Source organism: Dinoroseobacter sp. S76 (genome assembly GCF_049801095.1).
GTDB lineage: Bacteria > Pseudomonadota > Alphaproteobacteria > Rhodobacterales > Rhodobacteraceae > Dinoroseobacter.
This window is the reverse complement of the sequence record NZ_JBNAGH010000001.1, coordinates 1,028,834-1,038,680: the sequence shown is the minus strand read 5'-3', so window position 1 is coordinate 1,038,680 and position 9,847 is coordinate 1,028,834. Positions and strand designations below refer to the sequence as shown.

Sequence of the window (9,847 nt, the reverse complement as noted above, 5' to 3'; positions counted from 1 at the left end):
ATAAGCCTGTCAGAACTTCTGGACAATGCGCACGATGCGTTTGATCAGGTCACTTTCGAACAGACGGGGGCTGAAATAGGCCCCGGCGGCGCGCTTGTTGATCTCGCCCAGCGTCGGATAGGGCGCGATCATGTTGGCCACGGCTCCCATCTTGTGCTTGTTGGCGATGGCATAGGCCCAGAGCCCGATCAGCTCGCCCGCCTCGGCGCCGACAATCGAGGCGCCCACGGGGCGACCCTTCACGACCATGACCTTGATCAGGCCGGTGGTCTTGCCCGACGCAATCGCGCGGTCGTTTTCGTCATACTCGAACCGGGCGACTTCCAGCGCAGCGCCATGTTTCTCAAGCGCCTGCGCCTCGGTCAGACCGACCTGCGCGATTTCCGGGTCCGTGTAGGTGGCCCAGGGCACATGGTCGTCCCGGGTCTTGGCGGGCAGGCCCAGTACGATCTGCCGTATGAGCACGCCCGCGTGATAGCCCGCCACATGGGTAAACTGCAGCGGCCCAGCCACATCGCCCGCGCCATAGATGCGCTTGTTCGTGGTCCGCAGGGAGGCATCGACCTTCAGCCCACGACGGTCATAGTCGACCTTGGCGGCCTCGAGGTTCAGCTTGTCGAGGTTCGGCGTCCGGCCCACAGCCATCAAGAGATGCGTGCCCGTCACCGAATTGCCATCAGCGGTCTCGACCGTGATTGCGCCTTCGCCGCCGGAGATCTTGGCCGCTTGCGCGCCCTCAAGGATCTCGATCCCTTCGCCGCGCAGACGCTCCAGCGCGATGGCGGCCAGTTCCGGGTCGTCCTTGCCGAGCGCTTTCGCGCCTTCGAGCACGGTGACCTTGCAGCCAAGCCGCACATGGGCCTGGGCCATTTCCATGCCGATCGGGCCGCCGCCGATGACGATCAGGTGCTCCGGCTTCTCGCGCAGATCGAAGATCGTCTCATTGGTGAAATAGGGCACATCCTCGACACCCGGGATCGGCGGCACGAAGGGGCGCGAGCCCGTGGCGATCACAAAGCGACGGGCCTTGATGACCGTATCGCCCGCCTGCACCTCGGTTTCCGAGATGAACTTGGCATACTCGCGGATCACGGTGCAGCCGAGGCCCTCGAACCGCTCCTGGCTGTCCACGGGGGCGATGGTGTCGATCACGCTGCGCACATGATCCTTGGCGGCGGCATAGTCGATCTCGGGCTCGGCGGGGGCGACCCCGAAGCCGCCCTTGCGGACGATATGGGCCTGTTTCCCGGCGGCAATCAGCGCCTTGGAGGGGACACAGCCGAAGTTCAGGCAGTCGCCGCCCATCAGGTGGCCTTCGATCAGGACGACCTTTGCGCCCATCTGGACCGCGCCCGCTGCGACGGACAGCCCGCCAGAGCCTGCGCCGATTACGCAGATATCGGTTTCAATACGGTTGGTCATGGATCAGGCGCCTTTGGTCTTGCGGAATTGCTTGAGGATGATGGGGAGGAGGGCGAGCGCCGAGAGGCCAAGGATGGGGCCGAGGATATGGGGCTCGAAGATGATGCCGAGGTTCGGGGTCTCGCCGCGGGCAAAGACCTCACCCAGACCGGCGCCAACCCAGGTGTAGACGGCGGTGCCGGGGATGATCCCGAAGAAGGTGGTGAAGACGAAGTTCCGCAGGCTGACCCCGACCAGGGCCGGCAGCAGGTTCGCGACAAAGAACGGGATGGCCGGAACAAGGCGCATCAGAAAGAGCACGCTGATCTCATTCTCGGCGAGACCTTCCTTGAGCTGCTTCACCTTGCCTTCGGATCCGTCCATCTTGGCGGCCAGCTTCTCGCCCAGGCCCCATCGGGCGGCGAGGAAGATCAGCGTGGCGCCGATTGTGGCCGACGCGACTGTCAGGACGGTGCCCGTGGTCAGACCAAAGAGGAACCCGCCCGCCAGCGTGGCGATGGTGGCCCCCGGCAGCGAGAAGGCCACGACGGCGATATAGATCGCCATATAGGCCGCGATGGTCAGGATCAGATTGGCGTCGCGAAAGGCGATCAGGGCCTCGCGATTGTCGGCCAGCGCCTGAAAGCTCAGCGTGTCCTTGAGGGTGAAGGCGCCGATCGCGGCGATGGCAGCAATGCCGGCCAGGGGGACCCAGCGGGGCAGAGCGGATTTGCGGTTTTCTTCCATGGACGACATCCCGGGGTTCCTTTGGCTATGGGTCTGTTGTCCCATGATTTGCGCCCGATTGCGCGGCTCCGTTAGAGCGATCACGCCCGCTTGATCGCGGGTGATCGGCGCGGGGGCTTTCATTGCAAAAGGGCGGAAAACTGTAACAGCGGGCCCGGTGATCGCGGGCTTTGTTACAGGATGGACCCCGGTGCTGCGCTGCGGCTAGGGTGGGGCGACGCGAGAGAGAAGGAGCTGTGGCATGCTGCGCGCTATTGTAGTTGGGCTGTGGATGAGTTTGCTGGCAATCGTGCCCTATGGAGCGGCGCAGGCGCAGTCCGGGCTGCGCGAGGATGTGTTCGACATTCAGACGGCGCTGCATTTCTACGGGTTCATTCCGGGACCGGTGGACGGGGTCGTGGGGGCCTCGACAGAGCGCGGGCTGAGCAGTCTGGGCCGCTACCTGAAACTGGGTCCGGTCAGCCCGTCGGCCTTGGAAGCCACACCGCTGCCGCCCGCGCTGCGAGCGTTGATGGATGCGTTCGACGGGCGCAATCAGGCCTATGGGGATGAACTGGCTCCCAAGGAACAGACCCGTTTGAGCCGGGAGGGGGAGCGATTCTGGATCCGCAAGGCCCTCCAGCCCGATCCGGAGAGTTGGGGCGTGATCACGCCGCGGGATGCCGATACATGTGGCGCGTGGGACAATGAAGGCTTGATCGGGCAGCCGATTGATCCGAACTCCACCCTTGTGCCGCGCGGCGCCGGCAGTGTGCGGGTTATCTATTTCGGCCCTGTGACCATGGATTTCCGGCCGGATCGCCTGAACATCCAGATCGATCCCTGGAATGATGTGACCAACCTGTCCTGCGGCTGACGGGGCTGCACCCCTGATCATCCGGCTCGTGGGATCGGGTGTGAGGCGGCGCAAGGGCGCGACGCTCAGAAATCCACCTCAACCCCGGGCAGGTTCAGCGCGGTGATGAGATCACGCAACTCCTGCCGGGCGGCCACGTTTGACATATTGAGCTGCGCGATGCCGATATCGCGCAGGTCCAGCAGGGTCAGGCCCCGGGGAAAGAGCTCGCGGAAAATCACGCGCTCGGAGAAGCCCGGGGCCACGCGGCACCCGATCCGCTTGCTCAGATCCTGCAGCGCGTCGCCGATCTTCTTCTTGTTGTGCATGTATTGCGTGCCGAGACGGTTGCGCAGCACGATCCAGTCGATCGGCGGCAGACCGGCCCGCGCGCGCAGTTGCCGCGCGCTCCAGACCATTTCGGAATAGACAGACGGGCCGAGCACCTTGTTCGTGGTCGGATCGATCCGCGCCAGCATGTCGAAATCCACATACGAGTCGTTCAGCGGCGTGATCAGCGTATCGGCGAGCGAATGGGCCACCTGGCTCAGCCGCGTATGGGAGCCGGGGCAGTCGATCACGACAAAATCGCACTCCTCCTCAAGCGAGGAGACCGCCGCACTCAGCCGGTAGTCCCAGATATTCTCGCCCTCGGGCAGGCTCGCCTGATCGATCTGCGGCAGCTCGATCAGCGTCGGCAGCGGCAGCACGACATCCTCGCGCTCGCAGGTCGCGGCGCGGTTCTCGAGATATCGGCCAAAGCTGCGCTGGCGCAGGTCCAGATCGACCCCGCCGACCCGATGCCCCATCCGCGCGAGCGCGGTGGCCACATGCATGCAGGTGCTCGACTTGCCCGAGCCGCCCTTTTCGTTGCCGAAGACGATGATATGTGCCACTGCGCGACCCTTTTTCTCGACGTGACCCGTGCCCCGCCGGATTGCGCGCACAGTATTCAGCTGCTTCCCGGTTTGGAATCCCAAAACGGCGACAATCCGCCAAGTGCGGCGTCATTGGTCAGTGTCATGCCATGGGGCTCTTTGCTTTTTGGTTAACCAAGGCGCGGATCTTTGCATTCGCGGCCCCTGCGCGTGGTCCCTGCACGTGGTCCCTGTGCGCGGCAACACTTGAAACACGGTGACCCGAGCGCGGAAATCGGGCTGAAACATGGCCAGGTCAGATCAGGGCACCTTTCGATGCCGGCGCGGTGCTGGCGTCGCAGCGAACCCGAGTGACATGATGACCAAATTGACCTTTTCCACAGGAGCGCTCTTCCTGACATTTGCCGCGAGCCCTGCTTTGGCGGTTGCGACCTTCAATGGCCCGTCCATGGATGGCAGCCGCATCGCGCAAGCGAAACCCGAACAGCGTCTTCAGGATCTGGACGATGTCTGGAGTGGTGGTATGGGCGATAGCTGCATGCCCACCCAGGGCTGTCCCACGAACGGGCCCGCGCTGGACGGGCTGCGCAGTGGAAGCACGCCCACTCCGGCTGAGTAAGGCTCATTCTGAGCAGAGGCCTTAAGAGGTGGGCGCGGCGTGGATCTGTCATGTGGCGCCCGTTCCTTCCCTGCCGGAGGGCGATCATGAGACCATGTATCTTCGGCCTTGTCCTTTGGTTCATCGCGGCGATGTCTGCGGGCGCGGAACAGCCCGCCGCTCCGGAGCTTGAGCTTCATCTGGAGGACTCAGGCCTTGTTGGCATCACCGCAGACGGGACCCGCCTGACGGAGGCCGCTCTGTTGGGGCGGGCCTTCGCGATGCCGGGCTACTTGGCGCGGATCGAGAGCACGCGGATGGATCCTTATGGCGGCCCGCATGCGTTCCGGCTCCACCAGGTGTCTTTCCTGAACCCCGAAGGCGGTGCGTGGGAGCCGCTCTGCCATCCGGGGCCCTTCGGCTTGCAGATGGCTGTGGCCCTACCTGGGAGCTCGACTGCCGATGGGGGCTACAGGGCACTCCCCGAGGGCCGGTTCAACTTCACCTGTACCGCCGGGGCCCATGTGAAGTGTCTGCGTCTGGGCTATGCACCGGGGGGCATAGGGCCAGAGGCGGCACGCCGGACAGCGCTTCACGTGGCCTGCACCCGCATGATGCGCGCAGATTACTGCGGGACGGGCGTGCCGCACACGGTGGCAGGGCGCAAGATTGAGGTCTTTGCCCGCCATGATCCGCCGCGCGCGCCCCGTCTCGGCCAAGTCGAAGCGATCTGGGGCGCGGATGGCGCAATCTGTCTCGCGCGCCCACGGGTGCCGGAGCGCTTCCCCTTGGATGAGATCCTCAACGCGTGCCCTCGGCTGGCCGAGATCCCGCCCGAGCGCTGCACGCCCGCGCTGCTACAGAGCGATCCTGAGGCTTTGTTCCTCAACCGCTCCTGACGGGCAGAGAAACGAAAAAGGCGCGCCACCTGGGCGCGCCTTGTCTTGCATCGAAGGGGCAGAGCTTAGAAGCCGAGGCCTTCGTATTTCTTCTTGAACTTCGACACGCGGCCGCCGGTGTCCAGCAGGCGCGAGGTGCCGCCGGTCCAGGCCGGGTGCACGGAGGGGTCGATGTCCAGCGCCAGCTGGTCGCCCTCATTGCCCCAGGTGGAGCGCATCTGCACCACGGTGCCGTCGGTCATCTTGACGTCGATGATGTGGTACTCGGGATGGGTATCTTTTTTCATCTCTACGGCCCTCAGTTCGATTTCGGCTTGTAGTTGGTCTGCTCGGCGATACGCGCAGACTTCCCGCGACGGGCGCGCAGGTAGTAGAGCTTGGCGCGACGGACCTTACCGCGACGCACCACGGTGATGCTGTCGATATTGGTCGAATGCAGGGGGAACACACGCTCCACCCCTTCGCCGAAGCTGATCTTGCGGACGGTGAACGAGGCTGCAATGCCGTCGCCGCCTTTGCGGGCGATGCAGACGCCTTCGTAGTTCTGAACACGGCTACGGGTGCCTTCGGTCACCTTGTAGCCGACGCGGACAGTGTCACCGGCCTTGAAATCCGGGATGTCCTTGCCGAGCGCTTCGATCTGCTCGGCTTCAAGCTGTGCAATCAGGTTCATTGGCCCTGACTCCTATATAAGCGCGGTTGTTCCGCGACGTGGGGCTGCCCCTAGAGCTCTTGGTCTCCGTCCGGGTCCATATCGTGGCTTTCACAATATGCCCGCCAGAGGTCAGGGCGGCGTTCTTTGGTCAGCCTTTCGGCCATGTCCCGGCGCCAGTCGGTGATCTTCGCGTGATGGCCCGAAAGGAGAATCCCGGGTATCTCGCGTCCCTTCCAGACAGCGGGTCGTGTGTATTGCGGGTGTTCCAGCAGACCGGTGGAGAAGGACTCCTCCTCCGTGGACGCCTGATTCCCAAGCACGCGCGGTATAAGTCGGACTGTGGCGTCAATCAAGGCTTGTGCTGCGATCTCGCCGCCGGTGAGGACAAAGTCCCCGAGCGAGACCTCTTCTATGCCGAATTCCTCGATCACGCGCTCATCCACGCCCTCGAACCGGCCGCAGAGCAGGGTGATCCCCTCGGCCTCGGACCAGGCCTGGGCGCGGGCCTGGGTGAAAGGCGCGCCGCGGGGGCTGAGATAGACCACGGGCCATTTGCGGCGATCCTCGGGCGTGCCCTTGGCGGCGGTGCTGAGCGCGCGGCCCAGCACATCCGGGCGCAGGACCATGCCCGCGCCACCGCCTGCGGGCGTGTCATCCACATTGCGGTGTTTGCCCACGCCGAAGCTGCGCAGATCCATCGTCTCCAGCGCCCAGAGCCCCTCATCCAGGGCCTTGCCGGTCAGGCTCTCGCCGAGCACGCCGGGAAAGGCCTTGGGGAAGAGCGTAATCACCTTGGCCGTCCAGGCCCCGGGTTTGCGCTGGCGCGGGGCCATCAGGTCCGTGGGCTGGGCCGAGAGCGAAATGCTTTTGGTGCCGTGGGAGCGGCTGGGGGGCGTGGCAGGCGATTTGGTCATGTTTGGGCGGTTTAATCAATGTTTAGCAACCTGCAAGGCATTTTGCGCCCGGGTGCCCGTATGGCGGGGCCCGCGAACCGGAGGCAGGCATGACCCGAGACGACCGCATGATGGCATCGGCCCTTGGCAGCTGGCAGCAGCTCGCGCCCTTTGCCGGGCTGGATCCGGCGCGTTTCAGCGGAGAGGAGCTGTGGCGGCGTGAGGACTCGGACCGGGTGCGGATCGTGCTGCGCATGACCGGACCCGATGGGCGCAACCTTGTCTTCAAGCGGATCTTCGCCCCCATGGACCGGGAGCGCTGGGCCGAGGGGCTGGCCGGGCAGCGTCGCGCCTTGCGGGCGTTGCGGGGTGACAAAGTGCATGCGCCCGCCGCAATTCTCGCCGAGCAGGCCGAGAGCCTGTCGACCATTCAGGACTATGTGACCGGGCGGACGTTACAGGACCACCTCCTGCTGAAATACGATAAGCCGGCGCAGCGCACCGCGCTGCTGAGCCGTGCGGGAGCGGCGCTGCGGGCCTATCACGACAGCACGGCTGCGGGGGAGAAACCTTTCAACCCCGTGCGGATGACCGACTATATGAAGCGGCTCGCGCGCAAGGCTCTGGACGGGCAACTGGCGATCGTGGATCCGGATCTTTTCGCGGTGCTTGTGGACAGTCTCGCGGAGGCTGCCGAGGCGGCGGAGGGGGGCAGCGTGACGCTGGCGGCCCAGCACGGGGATCTGCATGCGCGCAACATGATCCTTTCGGCAAACCGGGCGACACTGATCGATTTCATGCAGGATAAGGACGCGCCCACGATCTATGATCTCGCGCGGCTGATCGTGGATCTCGGCGCGCGCTTTGCCGGGGAGCGGGCGCTCGATCCGAATTGCGGGCTGCCGCCAGAGGATCTGGCGGCCCTGTCGGACGGCTATGGCGCGGATCTGGGCGCGGATCCCTGTCTGATGTTCCTGTGTCGCTGCCGGGTGCTGCAGGATTGGGCGGCCATGCCGTCGATCGGTGGCAAGCGCAGCGCGTTTCAGCAGGAGCGGCTGGTACAATTGCAACGGGCGGCCACGACCCTCGCGGCGGAATAGGGAATCGGTGGCGCGGTCCCTGTCAGGACCGCGCGGACCCGCGTCGCGGCACAGTCTGTGCGGGAGAGGCGAGGTTAGAAGAGGCCCTCTGGCGGGTCGGCCACGATGCGCCCGGCCCGCAGATCCACTGTCGGCACGATGGCCAGGGTGAAGGGGATTAGGACCGGACCCTTGGCAAGCGGTCCCTTGACCTCCAGCAGGTCGCCCGCCCCGTGATTATGCACCGCCGTGACCTTGCCCAGATGGGTGCCGCCCGTGTCATGGACCGCCAGCCCGATCAGATCCGTGTGGTAGTATTCGTCATCGGGCAGGTGGGGCAGCCGGTCCCGTGGCACGTAGAGCCGCGTGCCGCGCAGGGCGTCCGCCGCTTCTTTGTTGCCCACGCCCGACAGCCGCGCGGAAAGCCCGTTCTTGATCTGCCCCGTGAGGCGCAAAGTGACCTCGCGCCCATCCTCGAAGCTGAGCGGGGTGTAGTCGGCAATATCCTCGGGCACGGCGCAGAAGCTCTTGAGCCGCACCTCGCCGCGCACCCCGAAGGCGCCGGCGATCGCCCCGACGCAGGTCAGATCCTTGCGCTTGCTCATCGCGCGGGCACTCCTGTGCAGACCCCGCGTGCATCGGGGGTGCCCCCGGCTGCGAGGCAGCGATCCGCGGCAAGACGCTGTTCGAACTGCATGCCGATATAAACGCTCGCGCCGAACACCAGAAGGATCACGGTCTTGGTCACCCCAGCCCCTCAGGCCACCGCGCGGAGGCGGTCGGCGATGCGGAAGAAATCCTCGGCCCCGATCTCCATCTGGCCGCGATGGAAGGTCCGGCCCCAATGGCGGGGCTGGGCGACGAAACGCAGGGCGGAGAGGAGCGGGCGCACCGAGACCTCGCCCACCGCGTCATAGTCGCAGCGCCGCACCCAGGTCAGGCCGCTGTCGCGGGCCGCGGCTTGGGTCCAATAGGGGCCACCGGCGCAGATCTGTGTCCAGTTCTGGGTCCAGGGCGTGTCATCGACCACCTCGCCCACGGCTGTGAAGCATTCCAGGGGCGCGCCGCCTGCGCTTTCATGGGGAGAATAATAAAGGATGCCATCTCCCGGCTCGAGCTTGCGGACGGGCGCCACCTTGCCGCCGGAAAAGACGCAGACGCCATTTGCCACCGCCGCATGCACGCTGTCGCGCTCGGCCAATCCAATCCAATATCGTGCCACCTCAGCGGACCTCCAAATCCAAAGTGTCGGCGCGTGTTTCCCACCCCGCGCGTTCCAATTCCGGGCTGTCGGTCTCCTGCTCGGGCCAGCCGAGGCAGAAATAGCCGATCAGATCCCATGTGGTTGGGACGTCGAGGTCCCGCGCCAGACGCTCCGGGTCCAGAATGGACACCCAGCCCAGTCCCAGACCCTCTGCCCGGGCGGTGAGCCACATCATCGTGACCCCCGCCACGACGGAGTACTGGCGCATTTGCGGCATGCTGGCCGCACCGAGACCCGCCCCCTTGGGCGGATCCGTGTCGCAATAGATCGCGAGCTGCACGGGGGCGGCATCCATCCCCGAGAGCTTGAGCGCCGCGTAGCGCGCCGCCCTGTCGCCGTTTTGGCCCTCAAGCGCTGCAGCATTGGCTTCGGCGAAATTCGCCGCTGCCGCCGCCCGCGCCGCAGGACTGTCGACCCGGACCACGCGCCAGGGTTCAGACAGACCCACGGAGGGGGCCAGCCGGACCGCGTCGAGACAGCGCGCGAGCAGAGGCTCGGGCACCGGATCGGTGCGAAAACGGCGCACATCGCGCCGCCAACGCATCAATTCGGTCAGTTCTGCCCGAAACTCGGGCGTGAAGCTGCGCGCAGTCACAAG

Annotated in this window: 14 protein-coding genes; 4 read left to right on the top strand and 10 right to left on the bottom strand. The window is 65.5% G+C overall.

Annotated features, from left to right (window positions below):
* Nucleotides 1-9 precede the first annotated feature (9 nt).
* Both ACP153_RS05085 and ACP153_RS05080 read right to left on the bottom strand, forming a co-directional pair.
* A complete protein-coding gene (locus tag ACP153_RS05085) occupies nucleotides 10-1,422 on the bottom strand; it encodes a dihydrolipoyl dehydrogenase family protein (RefSeq protein WP_424969875.1) in 1,413 nt (470 codons plus the stop codon).
* Nucleotides 1,423-1,425: 3 nt separating this feature from the next.
* A complete protein-coding gene (locus ACP153_RS05080) occupies nucleotides 1,426-2,157 on the bottom strand; it encodes a TVP38/TMEM64 family protein (protein WP_424969874.1) in 732 nt (243 codons plus the stop codon).
* Between the two features lie 262 nt (nucleotides 2,158-2,419).
* On the opposite strand from ACP153_RS05080, the gene ACP153_RS05075 reads away from it, so the two are divergent.
* Nucleotides 2,420-3,004 (top strand): I78 family peptidase inhibitor, encoded by a 585-nt coding sequence (locus ACP153_RS05075; protein WP_424969873.1) that lies wholly within the window; start codon nucleotides 2,420-2,422, stop codon nucleotides 3,002-3,004.
* Between the two features lie 65 nt (nucleotides 3,005-3,069).
* Here ACP153_RS05075 and ACP153_RS05070 read toward each other — a convergent pair whose 3' ends face one another.
* Nucleotides 3,070-3,879, bottom strand: a complete 810-nt coding sequence (locus ACP153_RS05070; RefSeq protein ID WP_424969872.1) for a division plane positioning ATPase MipZ — start codon at nucleotides 3,877-3,879, stop codon at nucleotides 3,070-3,072.
* 340 nt (nucleotides 3,880-4,219) lie between these two features.
* On the opposite strand from ACP153_RS05070, the gene ACP153_RS05065 reads away from it, so the two are divergent.
* Both ACP153_RS05065 and ACP153_RS05060 read left to right on the top strand, forming a co-directional pair.
* Nucleotides 4,220-4,480, top strand: a complete 261-nt coding sequence (locus ACP153_RS05065) for a hypothetical protein (RefSeq protein WP_424969871.1) — start codon at nucleotides 4,220-4,222, stop codon at nucleotides 4,478-4,480.
* Between the two features lie 86 nt (nucleotides 4,481-4,566).
* On the top strand, nucleotides 4,567-5,358 hold the full coding sequence (locus tag ACP153_RS05060) for an ADYC domain-containing protein (RefSeq protein ID WP_424969870.1): 792 nt from the start codon (nucleotides 4,567-4,569) through the stop codon (nucleotides 5,356-5,358).
* Between the two features lie 65 nt (nucleotides 5,359-5,423).
* Here the strand turns inward: ACP153_RS05060 and rpmE are convergent, their stop codons facing one another.
* The 3 genes from rpmE to trmD are packed head-to-tail and all read right to left on the bottom strand — an operon-like array spanning nucleotide 5,424 to nucleotide 6,927.
* Nucleotides 5,424-5,645 (bottom strand): 50S ribosomal protein L31, encoded by a 222-nt coding sequence (rpmE, locus tag ACP153_RS05055; RefSeq protein WP_424969869.1) that lies wholly within the window; start codon nucleotides 5,643-5,645, stop codon nucleotides 5,424-5,426.
* Nucleotides 5,646-5,656: 11 nt separating this feature from the next.
* Nucleotides 5,657-6,031 (bottom strand): 50S ribosomal protein L19, encoded by a 375-nt coding sequence (gene rplS / locus ACP153_RS05050; RefSeq protein ID WP_424969868.1) that lies wholly within the window; start codon nucleotides 6,029-6,031, stop codon nucleotides 5,657-5,659.
* 50 nt (nucleotides 6,032-6,081) lie between these two features.
* Nucleotides 6,082-6,927, bottom strand: coding sequence for a tRNA (guanosine(37)-N1)-methyltransferase TrmD (gene trmD, locus ACP153_RS05045; protein WP_424969867.1), 846 nt, complete (start codon nucleotides 6,925-6,927; stop codon nucleotides 6,082-6,084).
* An 89-nt stretch (nucleotides 6,928-7,016) separates the two neighbouring features.
* Here trmD and ACP153_RS05040 point away from each other — a divergent pair, with 89 nt between their 5' ends.
* Entirely contained in the window at nucleotides 7,017-8,006 is a 990-nt protein-coding gene (locus ACP153_RS05040) for a phosphotransferase (protein WP_424969866.1), read from the top strand.
* A 74-nt stretch (nucleotides 8,007-8,080) separates the two neighbouring features.
* Here ACP153_RS05040 and rimM read toward each other — a convergent pair whose 3' ends face one another.
* From rimM to bluB, 4 genes are read right to left on the bottom strand one after another with little or no spacing between them, the layout of a single operon-like run.
* Nucleotides 8,081-8,590, bottom strand: coding sequence for a ribosome maturation factor RimM (gene rimM, locus ACP153_RS05035; RefSeq protein WP_424969865.1), 510 nt, complete (start codon nucleotides 8,588-8,590; stop codon nucleotides 8,081-8,083).
* Nucleotides 8,587-8,733 (bottom strand): hypothetical protein, encoded by a 147-nt coding sequence (locus ACP153_RS05030; RefSeq protein ID WP_424969864.1) that lies wholly within the window; start codon nucleotides 8,731-8,733, stop codon nucleotides 8,587-8,589. Before ACP153_RS05030 ends, rimM begins: the two co-directional genes overlap by 4 nt.
* Before the next feature lie 9 nt (nucleotides 8,734-8,742).
* Complete coding sequence (locus ACP153_RS05025) at nucleotides 8,743-9,207, bottom strand: EVE domain-containing protein (protein WP_424969863.1); 465 nt, start codon at nucleotides 9,205-9,207, stop codon at nucleotides 8,743-8,745.
* 1 nt (nucleotide 9,208) lies between these two features.
* Complete coding sequence (gene bluB / locus ACP153_RS05020; RefSeq protein WP_424969862.1) at nucleotides 9,209-9,844, bottom strand: 5,6-dimethylbenzimidazole synthase; 636 nt, start codon at nucleotides 9,842-9,844, stop codon at nucleotides 9,209-9,211.
* Nucleotides 9,845-9,847 lie beyond the last annotated feature (3 nt).

Bases quoted from the DNA above. Each gene is read 5' to 3' on its own strand.
- ACP153_RS05085 (WP_424969875.1), bottom strand. From the start codon at position 1,422: ATGACCAACCGTATTGAAACCGATATCTGCGTAATCGGCGCAGGCTCT.
- ACP153_RS05075 (WP_424969873.1), top strand. From the start codon at position 2,420: ATGAGTTTGCTGGCAATCGTGCCCTATGGAGCGGCGCAGGCGCAGTCC.
- rplS (WP_424969868.1), bottom strand. From the start codon at position 6,031: ATGAACCTGATTGCACAGCTTGAAGCCGAGCAGATCGAAGCGCTCGGC.
- rimM (WP_424969865.1), bottom strand. From the start codon at position 8,590: ATGAGCAAGCGCAAGGATCTGACCTGCGTCGGGGCGATCGCCGGCGCC.
- ACP153_RS05060 (WP_424969870.1), top strand. From the start codon at position 4,567: ATGAGACCATGTATCTTCGGCCTTGTCCTTTGGTTCATCGCGGCGATG.
- ACP153_RS05065 (WP_424969871.1), top strand. From the start codon at position 4,220: ATGACCAAATTGACCTTTTCCACAGGAGCGCTCTTCCTGACATTTGCC.
- trmD (WP_424969867.1), bottom strand. From the start codon at position 6,927: ATGACCAAATCGCCTGCCACGCCCCCCAGCCGCTCCCACGGCACCAAA.
- rpmE (WP_424969869.1), bottom strand. From the start codon at position 5,645: ATGAAAAAAGATACCCATCCCGAGTACCACATCATCGACGTCAAGATG.
- ACP153_RS05080 (WP_424969874.1), bottom strand. From the start codon at position 2,157: ATGTCGTCCATGGAAGAAAACCGCAAATCCGCTCTGCCCCGCTGGGTC.
- ACP153_RS05040 (WP_424969866.1), top strand. From the start codon at position 7,017: ATGACCCGAGACGACCGCATGATGGCATCGGCCCTTGGCAGCTGGCAG.